Genomic DNA, 17,772 nt, shown 5'->3' on the forward strand with positions numbered 1-17,772 from the left:
GAATCAGCAACAGCCAGTAGCGCCCCCCGTAAAGCCCGCGTCCCCCCGACGCGGGCTTTCGCCATTTTGCACCATTTGAAAGCCAGGGTCTTCAAAAGTCAGGACCTTCGAAAGCCAGGACACGAAAAACGGCCCGGATCCGAAGACCCGGGCCGTTCCCATGTTCAGCGCGTAGCGAAAGCCGCGATCCGGTCGAGCAGCCCGTTGAGAAAACGCGGGCTGTCGTCGGTCGACATCTCCTTCGCCAGCTCGACCGCCTCGGTGATCGCCACCGGGTCGTCCACGTCCGGCTCGAAGAGCAGCTCGTAGACCGCGATCCGGGCGAGGTTGCGGTCCACCGTGGGCATCCGGTCGATCGTCCAGCCCTCGGCGTAACTGGCGATCAGCTCGTCGATCCGGTCGAGGTGTTTGGCGACACCGTCGATCAGGGTCTTCGAGTACTCCAGGTGATCGGGGTGTGGCTTGGCGATCCGGTCCAGGTAGGTGAGCAGCACCTGGCCCGGCGGCAGATCACGGAGATCGGCCTCGAAAAGGACGTCCAGCGCTCGCTTGCGAGCCTTACGACGCGCGAGCCGTTCCTTCTTGGGACCTTCCGCCATCAGCTGCGGCCGAGGTAGCGGCCGTCGCGGGTGTCGACCTTGATCTTCTCACCGGTGGTGATGAAGAGCGGGACGTTGACGGTGGCGCCGGTCTCGACCGTGGCCGGCTTGGTACCGCCGGTGGAGCGGTCGCCCTGCAGACCCGGCTCGGTGTAGGTGACCTCGAGGAAGACGCTGGTCGGCAGCTCGATGTAGAGCGGCACGCCCTCGTGCAGCGCGACGGTGACCTCGGCCTCGCCAAGCAGGTAGTTGGCGTTGTCACCCACGGTGGCGCCGGGGACGTGGATCTGGTCGTAGGTGTCCAGGTCCATGAAGACGTAGTCGTCGCCGTCCTGGTAGAGGTACTGCATGCTGCGCTTGTCAACGGTCGCGGTCTCGACCTTGGTGCCGGCGTTGAAGGTCTTGTCCACGACCTTGCCGGACAGCACGTGCTTCAGCGTGGTGCGCACGAAAGCGGGGCCCTTACCGGGCTTGACGTGCTGGAACTCAACGACGGACCACAGCTCCTTGTCGAGGTTGAGAACCAAACCGTTCTTCAGGTCGTTGGTGGAAGCCATGTCCTGCCTTTGTTTTCTCAGACCGTTGATCTTGATACGTATCGGTGACCGAACGAGTCTACCGACGCGAAGCCGTCCGGAGCGAATCGGGCCTACCGGGCGATGTGCTCCAGTGCCAGGCGATATCCGTCAAAGCCCAGGCCCGCGATGACCCCGGTGGCGACCGCCGAGATCACCGAATGGTGCCGGAACTCCTCCCGGGTGTGGATGTTGGAGATGTGCACCTCGACCAGCTTGCCGCGCAGCATCGCGCAGGCGTCCCGGACGGCGTAGTTGTAGTGCGTCCACGCGCCCGGGTTGAGCACCACGTCGGCGCCCTCGTCGGCCGCCCGGTGGAGCCACTCGAGCATCTGGGGCTCGGCGTCGGTCTGTCGCACCTCGACCGTGAGGCCCAGGTCGTCGGCGACCGTCTGGCACATCTCGACCAGGTCCTTGTAGGTCGAAGACCCGTAGATCCCCGGCTCACGCAGACCCAGCCGGCCCAGGTTCGGACCGTTCAGCACGTAGATCATCGGGCTACCTCCGCGTAGGCGCGCTCCAGCAGGGCCTCGTCCGGTCCGGCCAGGATGCCCGGTTTCGCCAGGCCGTCCAGGACGACGAAACGCAGGGTGGCGGCCCGGGCCTTCTTGTCGACGCGCATCGCGGGCAGCAGGTCGGCCCAGGCATCCCGGTCGTACGCCGTGGGCAGTTTCAGGCTTTCGAGGATCGTCCGGTGCCGGTCGGCGGTGGCGTCGTCCAGCCGCCCGGTGAGCCGTCCCAGCTCGGCCGCGAAGATCAGGCCCACCGCGATGGCGTGCCCGTGCTTCCAGGTGTATTTCTCGCGTCGCTCGATCGCGTGACCCAGGGTGTGCCCGTAGTTCAGGATCTCCCGCAGCCCGGACTCCTTGAGGTCCACCCCGACCACGTGCGCCTTCACCCGGATCTTGCGCTCGACCAGCTCCCGCAGCACGTCGCTGCGCGGGTCCAGGGCGGCGGCCGGATCGGCCTCGATCAGCTCCAGGATCCGCGGGTCGGCAATGAAACCGCCCTTGACCACCTCGGCCAGACCGGCCGCGATGTCCTCCGCCGGCAGGGTGTCCAGCGCGTCCAGGTCGCAGAGCACACCGGCGGGCGGGTGGAAGGCCCCGACCAGGTTCTTGCCGGCCGCGATGTTCACCGCGGTCTTGCCGCCCACCGCGGCGTCGACCATGCCGGCCACCGAGGTGGACACCGGCACCCATCGGACACCACGCAGCCAGGCAGCCGCCACATAACCGGCCAGGTCGGTGGTCGCTCCGCCCCCGACACCCACGACCACGTCGGTACGGGTGAAGCCCGCGGCCCCCAGCTCGTCCCAGCACCGGGCGGCGACCTCGATCGACTTGCCCCGCTCAGCGTCGGGCACCTCGATCGGCACCACGGTCGCGACACCGGCCGACGCGGCGACCGCCTCCGCGCGGGCCCGGAGCGTCGGCGGGTGCAGCACGGCCACCCGGGCCGCGCCCTCGATCATCGCCGGCAGTTCGCCCGCCAGCCCTCGGCCGACCACCACGTCATATGGACGGTCACCCGTCACCGGAATCCGCGTCACCACGGGCTACACCCTAGGGCGTGCGCCGGGTGGCACTCATGCCCCCACACCCTCGTTCCACCCCTCGGATATGGGGTTATATACAGATGACCCCATAGGGGTTACACATGACGCATGCCGAAAGTCAACGTGTACCTGCCCGACGAACTCGCCGACGCCGTCCGCGAGACCGGCCTGCCCGTCTCCCCGATCTGCCAGCGAGCCCTGGAACAGGCCGTCCGCCGGATCACCACGATCCGCCAGGCCGTCCTCACCGACATCGACCCGGCCTGGCTCGCCGAGCGCCTGCCCAGCTTCACCGCCCGCCTGATCACCGTGCTCAACCTGGCCGCCGGCCGGGCCCGGGAGACCGGCGCCGTCTCAGTCACCACGGGTGACCTGCTGCACGGCCTGCTCACCGAGGGTCAGAACCTGGGCTTGCAGATCCTCACCGCGATGGACGTGGCCCCCGGATCACTGACCGCCCCGGCCGTGGCCGAACCTGCCGCCACCGGCGACGGCCTGCGGTTCAGCGGGCCCGCGGCGATCGCCCTGGAACTGTCCGTCGGTGAGGCGATCGGCTTCGGGCACAACTACGTCGGGTGTGAACATCTGCTCGTCGGGTTGGCCGCAGAGCCCGAAGGCGCCGCCGGTGAGCTGCTGCGCTCCCGTGCCGTCGACGGGAAGGCCGCCCGCCGCACCGTCGCCGCCGCTGTCGCCGGTTACGCCCATCTGCGGGCCACCACCGCTGACCCGGCCGCGCCGCCGGCGCTGCTCAACGCGGTTCGCGCCGAGCTGGCCCCGCTGGTCAAGCGCATCGAGGCTCTGGAGAGCCGCCTGAACTGAACCCCAGAATCGGCTGGCCTCCGCCGTTGTCTCAGCTGCGCTGAGACAACGGCCACCCCGAGCCCCGCCACTCCGGCTACCCCACACCGCTGTCTCGCACCGCTTGAGACGGCGGTGAGAGCCAGCCGGGGGTTGTCAGGCGCGCAAGCGGGTGAGGACCTCGGCGGTCACATCCTGCTCGTCGCGGCCGTCGGTGGTGACCGTGTGAGTGGCCACCTCCAGGTAGAGCGGGCGGCGCTGGTCGAGCAGGTACTTCAGGGTGGCCCGCGGATTCATCGCCAGCAACGGGCGACCGGCGCCCAGCCCGACCCGCTTGATCGCATCGGGCAGCTCGACCGACAGGTAGACCACCGTGTGACCGGCCAGGAGCTTGCGGGTGTCCTCGTCGAGGATCGCGCCGCCGCCCAGGGCGAGCACGCCGTCGAACGTCTCCAGCGACGATGCGACGACCTGGCGTTCAAGGGCACGGAAGGCCGGTTCGCCGTCGTCGACGAAGATCTCCGGGATGGGCTTGCCGGCCCGCTCCTCGATGATCGCGTCGGTGTCGGCGAACGACACACCCAGCTCGGCGGCGACCGCCCTGCCGACGGTGCTCTTGCCGGCGCCCATCACACCGACGAAGACCGCGACCGGGGCCATCAGTGGATGATCAGGTTGTCGAGGTACGACGTGAGGTTGCGCCGGATCTCGGCGACCGAGTCACCACCGAACTTCTCGGTCGCGGCCTCGGCCAGGACCAGGGCCACCATCGCCTCGGCGACGACCGCGCCGGCCGGAACCGCGCAGACGTCGGAACGCTGGTTGATCGCGGTGGCCGGCTCGCCGGTGGTGATGTCGACGGTCTGCAGCGCCCGGTTCAGCGAGGAGATCGGCTTCAGGGCGGCACGGACCCGCAGCGGCTCACCGTTGGTGATGCCACCCTCCAGGCCACCGGCCCGGTCGGTGACCCGCTTGACGCCGTCCGGCGTCGGGACGATCTCGTCGTGGGCCACCGAACCCCGCGAGCGGGCCTGGGTGAAACCGTCTCCGATCTCGACACCCTTGACGGACTGGATCGACATCAGCGCGGTGGCGAGCCGGGCGTCGAGCTTGCGGTCCCACTGCACGTGCGAGCCGAGACCCGGCGGTACGTTCCAGGCGAGGACCTCGACGATGCCACCCAGCGTGTCCGCGTCCTGCTTGGCGGCGTCGACCTCGGCCACCATGCGGGCGCTGGCCTCCGGGTCGAGGCAGCGCAGCGGGTCCTCGTCGATCCGGTCGAAGTCGTCCGGGGTCGGGATCACGCCGGGTTTTGCGGCGACCGAACCCAGCTCGATCACGTGCGAGACGATGTCGATGCCGAGCGCCTGCTTGATCAGTTTCTTCGCGACCACACCGACGGCGACGCGAGCCGCGGTCTCCCGGGCGCTGGCGCGCTCCAGGATCGGGCGGGCGTCGGCATGCCCGTACTTCTGCATGCCGGCCAGGTCGGCGTGACCGGGACGCGGACGGGTCAGCGGGGCGTTGCGCGACTGGGCCGCGAGCACCTCGGCGTCGACCGGGTCGGCCGCCATCACGGTCTGCCACTTGGGCCACTCGGTGTTGCCGATCCGGATCGCGACCGGCGATCCCTGGGTCACCCCGTGCCGGATACCGCCGATGATCTCGAGCTCGTCCTGCTCGAACTTCATCCGGGCGCCGCGGCCGTAGCCGAGGCGCCGGCGCACGAGATCACGGGTGATGTCAGCGCTCGTCACCTCGATCCCGGCGGGGACACCCTCGAGCAGCGCGACGAGCGCCGGTCCGTGCGATTCTCCTGCAGTCAGCCAGCGCAACACGGCAACAGTCTGGCACGCCACCAGGGCGGGACGGCACGAGGCCGTCCCCATCCCGCCTGACGGACACCGGCGGGACGCTCAGCCGCGAGCCCGGACAGCGTCCTCCAGCGCCAGGCGCATGGCCTCCTCGGGGGCCTGACGGACCCCGGTGAACTGCTCGAACTGGCTGAGCGCCTGGGCCAGCAGCAGGTCCAGCCCGGAGACCACCGGAACGTCGTGCTTCGTCGCCGAGGCGGCCAGCGGCGTCGGCCACGGGTCGTAGAGAGCGTCGAAATACACACTGCCGGGCCGCCAGGTCACCCGCTCGGCGAGATCGTCGGCGGCACCCTTGGGAACCGTGGACAGGACCGCGTCGGCGTCGAAGGCGCCCTCCGCCGCCGGCCAGGCGACACCCGCAAGGGTGATGCCCAGGGCCACGGCGACCGGCTCCAGCTCCTCCCGGGCGTCCGGGCGGCGGGTCACCACGGTGACCGTCTCGGCGCCCAGCTCGGCCGCGGCCGCGAGGGCGGCGCGGGCGGTGCCGCCGCCACCGAGCACGGTGATCCGCGGGGGCGCCTCCTTGACCGCGTGCCGGCCCCGGCTCAGGCCCAGACCCGCTTCCCGCAGCACGTGGACCATGCCGGGGACGTCGGTGTTGTCGGCGTGCCAGGAACCGTCGGGCTGACGGACCAGGGTGTTCGCCACGCCGGCCGCGATGGCGACCGGTGACGCCGAGGTGGCCAGCCGCAGCGCGGCCTCCTTGAGCGGCATGGTCAGCGACAGGCCGGCCCACTCCGGGCCCAGCCCGGCCACCAGATCCGGCAGCTCGGACGCGGCGCATTCGATCGCCTCGTACGTCCACCCGGTCAGGCCGGCGGCGGCGAATCCGGCATTGTGGATCACCGGGGAGAGCGAGTGTGCGATCGGCTTACCGCACACGGCGACCTTCCGGCCGCTGGACGGGGTCTCGTCTTGGCTCTGCACCCGGCCCACTTTACGGGGCCGGGCGAAGAGCCTATTTCCCGCAGAGGTCGATGCCGTTGGCGCAGGCCTTCTGCACGTTCTTCTGGTGCTCGGCGTCGGTGACCGCGAACGCCGAGTTGCCCTTCTTGTCGACCGCGACGAAGAACAGCCACGGCCCGGTGGCCGGCTTCATCGACCCGATCAGCGCCGCCTTGCCCGGACTGTTGATCGGTCCGACCGGCAGGCCCTTGACGATCTCGGTGTTGTACGGGTTCTTCGGGTCCTCCATCTCCTTCGTCAGGAGACTGCCCGAGTGCTTGGGGTCCTTGCCGTTCAGTTCGAGCCAGTAGTTCGTGGTCACGTCGAACTGCAGGACCATGTCCTTGACGTACGCCCGGTTGTAGGCGACCCGGGCCACCTTGGGCAGGTCGGCGGCGACCCCGGCCTCGGCCTGTGCGAGCGACGCGACGATGAGTGCCTCGTACGGCGACACCTTGCGGTTGCGCTGCACCTCGTCGGCGAAGGCCATCTCACCGCTCACCGTCAGGAATCGGCCGACCATGGTGCGCAGCACCTGCTCGGCGCTCGCCTTCGGGTCGAACTCGTACGTGTCCGGGAAGAGGAAGCCCTCCACGGTCTTGGACACCTGTTTGCCGTCGTTGCGCTTGAACCACCAGTCGGGCACACCGAGCGCGATCGGGTCCTTCGCGGCCTCCACGAAGTCCTTCACCGGGATGCCGGTGCCCTTCGCGAGCAGCTCGTAGGTCTGCTTGGCGGTCTTGCCCTCGGGGATCGTCACTCCGCGGCTGAGCCGGGTGTTCGGGTCGAGAAGCTGGGTGACGGCGTACTTCGCGGCCATCTGCCGGCGCAGGACGTACGTGCCGGACTGGATGTTCTTGCTGCGCGGCTCAGCCTCGGCAGCCTCCAGGAACGCCTTCGTGCTCTTCACCACGTCGACCTTGACCAGTGCGTTGCCGATCTCGGTGAGCGAGGAGTTCTTGGCGATCGTGACCTCGACCGGGCCGGTTCCGGCGCCGTCGTAGTCGGCGGCCACGAAGAAGCTCTGCACCTTGGTGTAACCGAAGTAGACGCCACCGCCCAGGACCGCGAACAGCAGCAGGGTCAGGACCAGCGCAACGGCCGACCGGCCCCGCCCTTTCCCGCCCCGGTGCTTACGCCGGGACCCGCTCGGCTCGGCGTCCTCTTCGAACGCCACGTCCAGTTCGTCGATCATCTCGTCTGCCTCCGCTGCCCGTCCGGCCGACTCCGCGGGGTACCCATCACGGCCGTCCCCACGACGGCCGATCCGCGGTCAGTTCGTGACCAGCACACTGACGCGCACCATACCCACATCGATGCCTCCCCGCCCACCCCTGCGATCCTGCCTAACGTGCAGTGACCGGCCGGGGCAACTCCGGCCGGTCACTCGAACCCGTCAGGGTGGAGGCCGGCACCTTTCTCAGCAGATCGGGATGCCGTTCCTGCAGGCGACCTGGATGTTGGCGTTGTGCTCGTCGAACGTCTTGCCGTACGCCATTGTCCCCTTGGCGTCGATCGTCACGAAGAAGAAGTAGGGACTCTTGGGGGCGTCGATCGCGCCTTTGAGTGCGATCTCACCCGGATTGCTGATCGGCCCGATCGACATGCCCGGGGCGTTGTACCGGTACGGGTTGTTCTCGCCGTGCATCTCGTCGATCGTCAGCTTCTCGGAAGACTTGCCCTCTTTGCCGTTCAACCGGAGCCAGTAGTTGACCGTGCTGTCCAGCTGCAGGCAGCCACAGGGGAAGTCACCGGTGTACGCGCGGTTGTAGAGGACCCGCGACACCGGACCCATGTCCTCCGGCAGCAGGGCCTCGACCTGGGTGATCGAGGCGGCGACCAGCGCCTCGTACGGCGAAATCTTGAGTTTGCTCTGTGCCTTGGCGGCGAAGTCGAGCTTTTTCATCTCCGCGTTGAACTTCGCGATCACCTGTTTGAGGATCACGGTCGCGGTGGGGTTCTCCGGGATCTCGTAGGTCGCCGGGTAGAGGAAGCCCTCGATGTTGGACTTGTCGACCTTCTTGCCGTCGGTCCGCTTCAGCCAGACGGACGAGACGCCGAGCTTCGAGATGTCCGCGGCGGCCTTCTCGAACTCCTCGTACTTGATGCCGGTCTCCTTGGAGAACGCCTCGAACACCTGCATCTTGGTCCACCCCTCGGGGATGGTGACCACACCTTCGACGTACTTGTTCTTCAGGTCCAGCAGCATCAGCAGCGCGTCGCTGGCCTTCATCTGCTTCCGAAGCTTGTACGATCCGACCTGGATGCCCGTACTGTCGGAGTTCTCCTTGGCCGCGTTGACGAAGGCGTTCGTACTCTTCACCACGCCCTTGTCGAGCAATGTCTGAGCGATCGCGGAGGCACTGTCGCCCTTCTTCACCTCGACGATCACCTCGCCACTGCCCGGACCGTCGTAGTCCGCGGCCAGGAAGCTGCCGGCAAAGCGGTCATAGCCGTACCAGCCGCCGGCACCCAGGCCACCGAGCAGCAGCAGGACAATCACGAACGCGGCGACGGGACGCCCCTTCCCCTCCTTCTTACGGTGTCGCCACCGTCCGGGATCGGGGTTTTTCTCGTACTTGAGGTCTTCCATCTCGCCGATCAATTAAGCCTGCCTCCGCCGCGCGTCGAGCCAGCCCTGCAGGATCTCCACCGCGGCCGCCTGGTCCACGACCGCACGCTGGCGTTTCCCTTTCACACCCCGCTCGGAGAGCCGGCGGCTGGCCACGACCGTGGACATGCGCTCGTCGGTCAGCAGCACCGGCACCGGTGCGAGCACCGCTGCGAGCCGCTCCGAGTAGGCGCGGACGTGGCCGGCCGCCACACCCTCGCGCCCGTTGAGCGCCACCGGAAGCCCGACGACGACCTCGGTCGCCTCGTGCTCGGCCACCAGCCGAGCCAGCTCCGCCATGTCCTTCGGAGTGCCGTCGTCCCCGGTCTCCTGGTCCCGCGGCACGGTCACCACCGGACTGGCCAGGATGCCGTCCGGGTCGCACTTGGCGACACCGACCCGCACCTGACCCACGTCCACCCCCAGGCGGACGCCCCGAGCGAAGCGCTGAGTCACGCTCCCACCCTGCACAGCAGCAACCCGCATCTCCCGTCCCCGATTACGCATTGATGCGAAGAGTAGCGATCGTACGCTTCGATGATCGTCACCCGATCGCGCCCCAGAGCTTAGCCCCAACGCTGGCTGGAGTGCCGCCGCCCGGGGCAAGGCCTAAAGTTCTGCTAAGAAACGGGGTACCCAAACAGCAGCGCCCGATCACCCAACGTGATAAGAAAACGCCCCGGAGTTGTCCGGGGCGTTCTCATCACGTGGGAATCAGGCCTTGTCGGCGACCGCCTGCTCGATCGCCGCCAGCAGGCGGGGAGCCTCGTCCGCCGGGACACCGCCGCCCTGCGCCAGGTCGGCGTTGCCGCCACCCCGGCCGGACAGCGCCGCCCGGACCAGGTCCTGCGCCGAAACACCCCGGCTCTTCGCCGCACCGTTGATCGCCACGATCAGCGACGCCTTGCCGTTGGCACGGGCGGTCACCGCGACCACCGCCGGGCGCGCCGCGTCGATCTTGCCGCGGATCTCCTGCGCCAGCGTCCGCACATCGTTACCGGCCGCGCCCTGCGGCGCCTCGGTGCCGACGTAGGCCACCCCGCGTACGTCCTTCGCCTGGCCGGCAAGCGCCGCCGCCCCACCCAGAACCATCTGCGCCCGCAGCTTCTCCAGTTCCTTCTCCGCGTCGCGCAGCGCCGTCACGGTCTGCTCGACCCGGTCGGCCACCTGGTCGCCCGGCACCCGGAAGAGGTCGGCGAGGCGGGACACCAGCAGGTGCTCCTTCGCCAGGAAACTGAACGCGTCCAGGCCGACGAGCGCCTCCACACGGCGCACCCCGGAGCCGATCGACGACTCGTTGAGGATCTTGACGAGGCCCAGCTGGCCCGACCGCGCGACGTGGGTGCCACCGCACAGCTCACGCGCGTAGTCGCCGACCTCGACGACGCGGACCTCGTCGCCGTACTTCTCGCCGAACAGCGCCATCGCCCCGAGACGCCGCGCCTCCTCCTGCGAGGTGACGAAGGCGTTCACCTCGAGGTCGCGCAGCAGCACCTCGTTGATCTGCTGCTCGACGTCGAACAGCACCGACGGGTTGACCGCGCCCGGCGTGTGGAAGTCGAACCGCAGCCGGCCCGGCGCGTTCAGCGAACCCGCCTGCGTCGCCGACTCGCCGAGGAAGTTCCGCATCGTCTGGTGAACCAGGTGCGTCGCCGTGTGCGACCGCGAGATCGCCTTCCGGCGAGTCACGTCGATCTCGGCCAGCGCCGTCTCACCCGCGCGCACCTCGCCCCGGACCACCCGCGCCTTGTGCACGATCAGGCCGGGCAGCGGCTGCTGCACGTCGACGATCTCCAGGCGGCCCCCGCCCACGTTGATCACACCGGTGTCGGCCTGCTGGCCACCACCCTCGGCGTAGAACGGCGTGGTGTCGAGGACCAGCTCGACGAAGTCGCCCTCGCCCGCGACCTCGATCCGGCCCGAGTCACCGATCAGCGCCCGGACCCGCGACTCGCGCGTGATCTCCTGGTAACCGGTGAACTCGACCGGGCCGCCCGCGTCCAGCGCCGAACGGTACGACGAAAGGTCCGCGTGACCGGTCTTGCGCGCGGCCGCGTCCGCCTTCGCCCGGGCCCGCTGGTCGGCCATCAGCCGCCGGAAGCCCTCGTGGTCGACGTCGAGGCCCTGCTCCTGCGCGATCTCCAAGGTCAGGTCGATCGGGAAGCCGTACGTGTCGTGCAGCTGGAAGGCCTTGTCACCGGAAAGCTGCCGGCCGCCCTCCTTCTTGGTGTCGGTGATCGCCAGATCCAGGATCGTGGTGCCCGACTTCAGCGTGGAGAGGAACTGGTCCTCCTCCGCGTACGCGTACGTCGAGATCCGCTCGAAGTCCGACGCCAGCTCCGGGTACGACGGGGCCATGCAGTCCCGCGCGATGGGCAGCAGGATCGGCAGCGCCCGCTCCTGCCAGCCGAGCAGGCGGATCGACCGGATCGCCCGGCGCATGATCCGGCGCAGCACGTAGCCGCGGCCCTCGTTCGTCGGCGTGACACCGTCACCGATCAGCATCAGCGCGGTACGCACGTGGTCCGCGATCACCCGCAGGCGTACGTCGTCGGGGTGGCTCTCGGACGCCGCGTGGCCGGAACGCTTGCCGTACTCCCGGCCGGTCATCTCCGCGGCCTTGGCGAGGATCGGCCGGACCTCGTCGATCTCGTACAGGTTGTCGACGCCCTGCAGGATCGACGCGATGCGCTCCAGGCCCATGCCGGTGTCGATGTTCTGCTTCGGCAGGTCACCGACGATCGTGAAGTCCTCCTTCGACTTCACGTCGGTGATCTCGTGCTGCATGAAGACGAGGTTCCAGAACTCGAGGTAACGGTCCTCGTCGACCTCAGGGCCGCCCTCTTTGCCGTAGGCCGGGCCGCGGTCGTAGTAGAGCTCCGAGCACGGGCCGGCCGGACCGGGGATGCCCATCGACCAGAAGTTGTCCTTCTTGCCGCGGCGCACGATCCGCTCCGCCGGCATGCCGGTCTGCTTCCAGATCTCGATGGCCTCGTCGTCGTCGAGGTAGACCGTCGCCCAGATCTTCTCCGGATCGAGGCCGAAACCGCCCTCCGAGACCGGCTTCGTCGACAGCTCCCACGCCAGCGGGATCGCGCCCGCCTTGAAGTAGTCACCGAACGAGAAGTTGCCGTTCATCTGGAAGAACGTGCCGTGCCGGCTGGTCTTGCCGACCTCGTCGATGTCCGGCGTCCGGATGCACTTCTGCACGCTCGCGGCGCGCTGGTACGGCGGGGTCCGCTGACCCAGGAAGAACGGGACGAACTGCACCATGCCGGCGTTGATGAACAGCAGGTTCGGGTCGTCGATAGCCGGCAGCGGGGCACTCGGGACCACCGTGTGCCCGTTCGCCTCGAAATGCGCCAGAAAGCGCCGCTTCACTTCCGCCGTTCTCATCGATGTCCCTCCTGCGAGCCGGGCGGCGCGTCGTCACGCAACTCGGCGAATTTGTCCTCGTACAGCTCCCCCGCGGCGAACGCCTCGTGGATCTGATGTTCCCGCTCGGCCATTCCCTCGCGGACGTCCTCCACGAAGCTACGCAGCGACTCGACGAGGCCGCCAGCGGATTCCGACAGGGAGGTGGCGATCCCGGTCGGGGTGAACTCGTTGGCCTTCTGGTTCAACTTGCGGACGACGAGGGCGCCGACGGCCAAGCCGACGCCGAGCCACAGCAGGCGCTTCATGACGGGCGTTACCTTTCCTGGAGGTCAGCGGGCGGCCTTGCGGCGCTGCTTGATGGCGGCACGGACCTCACGCTCGTCCTCGGCGCTGCGGCGCGCGTTGGCGGCCTTGCGCAGCCCGTACCCGAACGAGGCCACCTTGACCAGCGGGTTCGCCGCGGCCGCCGAGACGACGGTGACCAGGTTGGCGACGTTGGCGGTGATGTTCTGCGCGTGCTCGGTCATCGTGTCGACCTTCGCGAGCTGCAGATTCACCCCGTCCAAAGTGACCTGGGTCTGGGTGAGAGCGGTGTTCACGTTCTCCACCGTGGTGTTCACGTTGGTGAGCAGCGGACCCGTCCGGTCCACCACGTCGTTGATCGCGTGGGTGGTGGCATCGATCGTGCGTCCCAGCTTCAGGATCGGCACGGCCAGCACCAGGACGAGCATCAGGAAGGCGCCCGCCGCGATCAGACCTGCGATATCTCCGGCATCCATGTGGCGCGTTCTCCTCTTCGGGTGGTCACGGTTCGGCGGGTCGACCAACAGACCCTACCGTCCGTGACCACCGCACGCGTCACGACGCCTCGGGTGTCGGCTGTGTCTGCTGGAAGATGGAATCGTCGGTCCGCAGAACCGCATCCGGCGTCTGCCCCACCGGTCCCGGCGCGGTGTCCGTCTTGCCGCGCTCGTCGACGATCGCGTTCCACACCTTGATCCGCACCGTCGAACCCACGCACTCGCCGGGCACCGGTGGCTCCACGGCCTCCGCACCCGCCGACGGATTCTGCTCCGCCGCCAGCTGATCCACCGCGCAGCCCGGAAGGCCCACCGACAGGTCCAATGTGAGTTCGTCCCGCTCCCAGCAGGAATAGACGCCCTCGTCCTCCCGGATCGGCGACTCCGGGCACCCCGCCACCCTGCGCTCGGTCCACCCCGCCGACTTCAGCGCCGTCGTGTAGACCTTCGACGTCTCAGCGAACGGCTGGTCCGACTCGGTCACCCGCTCCCGGAACTCGCACTCCATGATGCACAGACTGTTGCCGCTCTCGAACTCGGTCGCGTTCTTCGAGGCCCAGGCCGGCACCTGCAACGAATCCAGCGAAGCAAGCACCGGGTCACTCGTCATCGCCCGGATACCGAAGAACGCCGGCAGCACCAGCAGCACCAGAGCGGCCAGCGACACCAGGGTGATCAGTCGCAGGCGGCGCTCGGTGCGCAACTTCTGGCGCAGCTCGGCGCTCGCCCCGCGCAGACCACCCTCCGGCGCGGCGTCACCCTTGGCATTCTCGAACCCGTCATCGGGTACGCCCGGAGCAGCCGCCCTGGTACCGGTGACCACCCGGCCGCTCACACCCCCGGCACCGGCTGCGGAAACGCCACGCCCGGTCTCACGGTCACCGTCACGGCCGACCGACCCCCGCCCGGGAGCGGAGGCGCCCACCGATGCCGCGCCCACAGCAGCGGCACCGGCTACCGCCGTCCCGCCGTCCGGAACGCCGCGGCCCGGCACCTGCGCGCCACCGCGTGCCGTGCCCGGTCCGCCGGGTGCCATGCCCTCACCCGGGCGGCCGCCCGGTCGGTCGCCGCCGTCGAGTCCGTCCACGCCCGGCCCGCGTCCGGGCACCGAAGCACCACCGACCGCCCGCGACGGGCCCTCGCCCGCCGGCCCACGACCCGGAACGGAGGCACCACCCACCGCCCGCGACGGACCATCGAGTCCGTCCGGCCCACGACCCGGAACCGAAGCACCACCCACCGCCCGCGACGGACCGTCCGGGCCTGCGGGCCTGGTCACGCCGTGTGACGGGCCGTCCATCGGTGCGCCGGGGCGGCCGGGTACGGCGCCGCCCGCGCCGCGCTGCGGTCCATCGGGGCCTGCCGGGACACGACCCGGCACTCCCGCACCGCCCATGGCCCGCGACGGACCGTCCGTGCCGGTGCGTCCGGGACCGGCCACACCGGGGCCACCGGCACCCGCGCCGGGAACGCCCTGGCCCATACCGGGACCGACACGGCCCGGGGCGCCGTCCGGGCCTGAAGGACCGCGGCCCGGCAGACCTGACGGCTCGCCGTCCGGGACCGTACCGGGACGGCCGGGCACTGCGGCGCCCCTGCCGGGACCTTGGCGGCCGGCGGCACCCATGACCCGTGACGGTCCACCGTCCGGGCCCCGGCCATCGGGACCGCGATCGTCAGCGTCGGGGATGTTGCGGTTCGGCGCATTGCTGTTCGGACCGTGAGGATGGCTCGGACCATTGGAAACGTTCGGACTGTTCGGGCCGTTCGGGCCGCGGCCGGGCAGACCCGACGGGCCACCTCCCGGACCGGAACGGCCCCGGCCGGAGGCCACAGCGCCCGTCGCGCCGGCAGCCGCGGCGCCCATAGCCGTCCCGGGCAGACCGTCCGGCACACGGCCGGCGACTCCGGCGCCACCGCGTGCGGGTCCCTGAGCACCACGCCCCGGCCCCTGGCCGGGCGGGCGCGGGCCACCCCGGACGCCGCCGTCCGGTCCAGCACCGGGACCCGGCTGCCCGGCCCCCATCGCTTGCCCGGGACCACTTCCCGGGCCCGGCCGCACGGCACCCGTCGACTGACCGGGACCACCATCGGGGCCCGGCCGCACAGCACCCGCCGGCTGACCGAGGCCACCACCCGAAGCTGGCCGTACCGCACCCGTCGACTGACCGGGACCACCACCCGGGCCCGGCCGCACAGCACCCGGCGGCTGACCCGGACCACCACCCGGCCCCGGCCGCACCGCACCCGTCGACTGACCGGGACCGCCGCCCGGCACCGCGACGCCCGCCTGTGCGGAACCCGGGCCGTCCGGCCGGATCCCGCTGTGTCGTCCGGTGTGTTCCTCGCCGTCCGGCCCGAAGTTTCCCGGCGCCCCGCCCGGCCCGTCAGCCCGGCCGGCACGCCGGCCCGGACCTGCCTGCTCGGGCACAGGGGCTCCGCCCGGTGCGCCCCGGTCGTCGCCGGGCTGCGGTCCATGCTGGCCGCGGCCGGGACGCTGGATCACGCCCGAGGTGCTCTCGGCCATGGCGCCGGCGCGGCCGGGCACCACCGGTGTGCGGGCACCCTGCCGCCCGGGAACCACCGGCGGAACCACGGCGGCTGCCCGGACCGGACGCCCGTCCCCGGGACCGACGCGGCGCGGCCCCGGCACGTCCGGTGTTCCGGTGAACCCACCGGCCTCCGGTTCGTCGGGATCCGAGCCCTGATGCACGTTCCGCTGCCGGCGCGCCTCACTCCGGGACCGGCCCTCGCCGGGCCGCCCGTCAACACCGGGTCGCCGGTCGGTGTCGGGCCGGCCGTCCCCGGGAGGGGCCTGCTCGCCGCGGCGGATCACGCTGTGTGTGCCGGTGTCACCGCCGGGCGGCACGAACGCGTGCGCACCGCTGTCGGTTCCGGTCTGGACGAAAGCATGTGAGCCCGAGCCGGTCCGCATCGCGCCGTCCGGAGCTCCGTGCCGGCCGGGACCCTGCTGCGGCGCGGCATGGCCGGGCCGGTGATCGGGGCCGCCCTCGGGAGCCCCGTGGGCCGGCTGTACGCCGCGGCCCGCGTGACGACCGGTCGGCTCCTGGCCGGGCGGAACTTCCTCAGGCCGTGCCCGCCGGCCGCGGCTGCGGCCTGACCGGTCGTCGGGCTGTCCCGGGGTGCCCGCCCCGTAGGTACCGCCGGCGCCGGGTCCGCCCTGCTCATACCCGTTCGGGATGGCCCCGGACTGATGTACGGCGTCATAGCCGGCGGGCATCGGACCGGACTGGTGCACGGCGTCGCGCCCGGTGGGAATCGGTCCCGACTGATGCACAGCGTCATAACCGGTGGGGATCGGACCGGACTGGTGCACGGCGTCATGACCGGCCGGGATAGGACCGGACTGATGCACAGCGTCGTATCCGGCTGGAACCTGTCCCGGCTGGTGCCTGCTGTCCGGGCGGCCCGGCGAAACCGGATCGGACGGACGGAACCGGGCCCTCGCCGGTGCACCCGGCGACACCGGACGGACTCCGGGACCCATGGAATGCGCCCCGGGCGAGACCGGCCGGACGCCGGGCGCGGCGCCGCGGGCACCGGGCTGCGCGGGCCGGGCAGCGGGAACCTCGGGTGCGTTACCGGAGGGCGGGACGACCGCACCGCCTGCCGGCGCCTGGCCGGGGTAGATCTGTCCGGATGGGTCCGCGTCCACCTGGCGGCGGCCGCCACCGATCTCGGGGCTACCCGCCGGACCACCACGGCGAGCACCGGGCGGGACCGCACCCGGCGGCATCTGACCGGGTCTCGCCTGTCCGAGCGGCATCTGACCGTGCGGGACGCCTGCCGCCGGTCCGGGCGGCACCTCACCGGGACGCCAGCCTGGGGGCACCTGACCGGGCGGCACCTGACCGGCGGGACTCCGGCCGGGGGCGACCGGACCGGGCGGAACGGCACCAGGACGCTGACCGGGCGCCATCTGACCGGACGGGACAGCAGAAGGACGCTGACCGGGCGGCACAGCACCAGGACGCTGACCGAGCGGGACGGCACCAGGACGCTGACCGGGTGGGACGGCACCACGCGGACCGGCTCCGGACTGGCCCGGTGAGACCGGGCCGGTCGCTCCCGCACCCGGCTGTGGCCCCGGCCCTCCGGGACCGGGCGGCACCACCGGACCGGAACGCTGTCCGGCCGGTCCTCCCGCTCCCGGGTTCATCGATGCCGAACGCTGCCCACCCCGCCCAGGCCGCACCTGACCGCCCGGACCGGCCGCGGGCGGCACCGCGGCCGGCGACACCTGAGCGGCCCGCGGCACCGGACCGGAACGCTGACCGGCCGGCGACCCCTGCCACCCACCGGTGGCCTCGCCGTCGCCGGGGCCCGCCGGAGCGGCGAACTCGTCGTCCAGGCCGCCGGGAAATCCGAAGTCGTCGGCGGGGGCGTCGTCCGGTCCGGGGGCTCTGCGACCGGACTTGCTGATCCGCGCCTCGCCGGGAGAGACGCCGGGCCCGATCGCCCCGCCTTCCTCCTTGGCCGTACGCAGGTCGTCGAGCCAGCCGGTCTCCTCGCGCGGGACCTCCTGGGGAACGGCCGGCTGCTCGGCACGGCTGCCTCGCCCGAAGCGCCGGCGGTTCTTACCACCCTGGCCGGCGTCATCGTCGGGCCGTTCG

The 17,772-nt window shown here is 70.7% G+C and carries 18 protein-coding genes; 3 read left to right on the top strand and 15 right to left on the bottom strand.

All coding sequences use genetic code 11. The features are described from left to right. Positions 1-164: 164 nt before the first annotated feature. The 4 genes from nusB to aroB form a co-directional block, all read right to left on the bottom strand. A complete protein-coding gene (gene nusB / locus AB0G04_RS39215; protein ID WP_360994111.1) occupies positions 165-599 on the bottom strand; it encodes a transcription antitermination factor NusB in 435 nt (144 codons plus the stop codon). Beyond that, the gene (efp, locus tag AB0G04_RS39220; protein WP_360994114.1) at positions 599-1,156 is read right to left on the bottom strand and encodes an elongation factor P; all 558 of its coding nucleotides are present in this window, start codon (positions 1,154-1,156) and stop codon (positions 599-601) included. The genes nusB and efp overlap by 1 nt, the downstream gene beginning before the upstream one ends. Before the next feature lie 92 nt (positions 1,157-1,248). Next, positions 1,249-1,668 carry a type II 3-dehydroquinate dehydratase gene (gene aroQ, locus AB0G04_RS39225; protein ID WP_360994117.1) on the bottom strand — a complete coding sequence of 140 codons (420 nt, stop codon included), beginning with the start codon at positions 1,666-1,668 and terminating at the stop codon, positions 1,249-1,251. Further along, entirely contained in the window at positions 1,665-2,729 is a 1,065-nt protein-coding gene (gene aroB / locus AB0G04_RS39230; RefSeq protein WP_360994120.1) for a 3-dehydroquinate synthase, read from the bottom strand. The genes aroQ and aroB overlap by 4 nt, the downstream gene beginning before the upstream one ends. Before the next feature lie 111 nt (positions 2,730-2,840). On the opposite strand from aroB, the gene AB0G04_RS39235 reads away from it, so the two are divergent. Then, complete coding sequence (locus AB0G04_RS39235) at positions 2,841-3,551, top strand: Clp protease N-terminal domain-containing protein (protein WP_360994123.1); 711 nt, start codon at positions 2,841-2,843, stop codon at positions 3,549-3,551. A gap of 135 nt (positions 3,552-3,686) precedes the next feature. Here AB0G04_RS39235 and AB0G04_RS39240 read toward each other — a convergent pair whose 3' ends face one another. The 11 genes from AB0G04_RS39240 to AB0G04_RS39290 all read right to left on the bottom strand — a co-directional run bounded on the left by AB0G04_RS39240 (position 3,687) and on the right by AB0G04_RS39290 (position 14,845). Then, complete coding sequence (locus AB0G04_RS39240; RefSeq protein WP_360994126.1) at positions 3,687-4,190, bottom strand: shikimate kinase; 504 nt, start codon at positions 4,188-4,190, stop codon at positions 3,687-3,689. After that, complete coding sequence (gene aroC, locus AB0G04_RS39245) at positions 4,190-5,368, bottom strand: chorismate synthase (RefSeq protein ID WP_360994129.1); 1,179 nt, start codon at positions 5,366-5,368, stop codon at positions 4,190-4,192. The genes AB0G04_RS39240 and aroC overlap by 1 nt, the downstream gene beginning before the upstream one ends. A gap of 78 nt (positions 5,369-5,446) precedes the next feature. Next, a complete protein-coding gene (locus AB0G04_RS39250) occupies positions 5,447-6,331 on the bottom strand; it encodes a shikimate dehydrogenase (RefSeq protein WP_360994132.1) in 885 nt (294 codons plus the stop codon). Positions 6,332-6,362: 31 nt separating this feature from the next. Continuing rightward, entirely contained in the window at positions 6,363-7,544 is a 1,182-nt protein-coding gene (gene mltG / locus AB0G04_RS39255) for an endolytic transglycosylase MltG (protein ID WP_360994135.1), read from the bottom strand. A gap of 225 nt (positions 7,545-7,769) precedes the next feature. Further along, positions 7,770-8,942: an endolytic transglycosylase MltG gene (gene mltG, locus AB0G04_RS39260; RefSeq protein WP_360994139.1), complete on the bottom strand. Its 1,173-nt coding sequence runs from the start codon at positions 8,940-8,942 to the stop codon at positions 7,770-7,772. A 12-nt stretch (positions 8,943-8,954) separates the two neighbouring features. After that, the gene (gene ruvX, locus AB0G04_RS39265) at positions 8,955-9,416 is read right to left on the bottom strand and encodes a Holliday junction resolvase RuvX (protein ID WP_360994142.1); all 462 of its coding nucleotides are present in this window, start codon (positions 9,414-9,416) and stop codon (positions 8,955-8,957) included. Between the two features lie 258 nt (positions 9,417-9,674). Continuing rightward, positions 9,675-12,356: an alanine--tRNA ligase gene (alaS, locus tag AB0G04_RS39270; RefSeq protein WP_360994145.1), complete on the bottom strand. Its 2,682-nt coding sequence runs from the start codon at positions 12,354-12,356 to the stop codon at positions 9,675-9,677. Further along, the gene (locus tag AB0G04_RS39275) at positions 12,353-12,643 is read right to left on the bottom strand and encodes a hypothetical protein (RefSeq protein WP_360994147.1); all 291 of its coding nucleotides are present in this window, start codon (positions 12,641-12,643) and stop codon (positions 12,353-12,355) included. Before AB0G04_RS39275 ends, alaS begins: the two co-directional genes overlap by 4 nt. A 24-nt stretch (positions 12,644-12,667) precedes the next feature. Continuing rightward, positions 12,668-13,117 (bottom strand): DUF948 domain-containing protein, encoded by a 450-nt coding sequence (locus AB0G04_RS39280; RefSeq protein WP_360994149.1) that lies wholly within the window; start codon positions 13,115-13,117, stop codon positions 12,668-12,670. Positions 13,118-13,196: 79 nt separating this feature from the next. Continuing rightward, a complete protein-coding gene (locus AB0G04_RS39285; protein ID WP_360994151.1) occupies positions 13,197-14,246 on the bottom strand; it encodes a hypothetical protein in 1,050 nt (349 codons plus the stop codon). 167 nt (positions 14,247-14,413) lie between these two features. Beyond that, entirely contained in the window at positions 14,414-14,845 is a 432-nt protein-coding gene (locus AB0G04_RS39290) for a hypothetical protein (protein ID WP_360994154.1), read from the bottom strand. Positions 14,846-15,167: 322 nt separating this feature from the next. Here AB0G04_RS39290 and AB0G04_RS39295 point away from each other — a divergent pair, with 322 nt between their 5' ends. Next, entirely contained in the window at positions 15,168-16,055 is an 888-nt protein-coding gene (locus tag AB0G04_RS39295) for a hypothetical protein (RefSeq protein WP_360994156.1), read from the top strand. A gap of 594 nt (positions 16,056-16,649) precedes the next feature. Continuing rightward, positions 16,650-17,210 carry a hypothetical protein gene (locus tag AB0G04_RS39300; RefSeq protein WP_360994158.1) on the top strand — a complete coding sequence of 187 codons (561 nt, stop codon included), beginning with the start codon at positions 16,650-16,652 and terminating at the stop codon, positions 17,208-17,210. Positions 17,211-17,772: the final 562 nt, after the last annotated feature.

Source organism: Actinoplanes sp. NPDC023801, from assembly GCF_040639655.1.
Classification (GTDB): domain Bacteria; phylum Actinomycetota; class Actinomycetes; order Mycobacteriales; family Micromonosporaceae; genus Actinoplanes.

Coding starts and splice junctions, on each gene's coding strand:
- AB0G04_RS39235 (WP_360994123.1), top strand. CDS start 2,841: ATGCCGAAAGTCAACGTGTACCTGCCCGACGAACTCGCCGACGCCGTC.
- mltG (WP_360994139.1), bottom strand. CDS start 8,942: ATGGAAGACCTCAAGTACGAGAAAAACCCCGATCCCGGACGGTGGCGA.
- efp (WP_360994114.1), bottom strand. CDS start 1,156: ATGGCTTCCACCAACGACCTGAAGAACGGTTTGGTTCTCAACCTCGAC.
- AB0G04_RS39300 (WP_360994158.1), top strand. CDS start 16,650: ATGCGCCCCGGGCGAGACCGGCCGGACGCCGGGCGCGGCGCCGCGGGC.
- alaS (WP_360994145.1), bottom strand. CDS start 12,356: ATGAGAACGGCGGAAGTGAAGCGGCGCTTTCTGGCGCATTTCGAGGCG.
- AB0G04_RS39290 (WP_360994154.1), bottom strand. CDS start 14,845: ATGCGCCGAACCGCAACATCCCCGACGCTGACGATCGCGGTCCCGATG.
- nusB (WP_360994111.1), bottom strand. CDS start 599: ATGGCGGAAGGTCCCAAGAAGGAACGGCTCGCGCGTCGTAAGGCTCGC.
- mltG (WP_360994135.1), bottom strand. CDS start 7,544: ATGATCGACGAACTGGACGTGGCGTTCGAAGAGGACGCCGAGCCGAGC.
- AB0G04_RS39280 (WP_360994149.1), bottom strand. CDS start 13,117: ATGGATGCCGGAGATATCGCAGGTCTGATCGCGGCGGGCGCCTTCCTG.
- aroQ (WP_360994117.1), bottom strand. CDS start 1,668: ATGATCTACGTGCTGAACGGTCCGAACCTGGGCCGGCTGGGTCTGCGT.
- AB0G04_RS39275 (WP_360994147.1), bottom strand. CDS start 12,643: ATGAAGCGCCTGCTGTGGCTCGGCGTCGGCTTGGCCGTCGGCGCCCTC.
- AB0G04_RS39240 (WP_360994126.1), bottom strand. CDS start 4,190: ATGGCCCCGGTCGCGGTCTTCGTCGGTGTGATGGGCGCCGGCAAGAGC.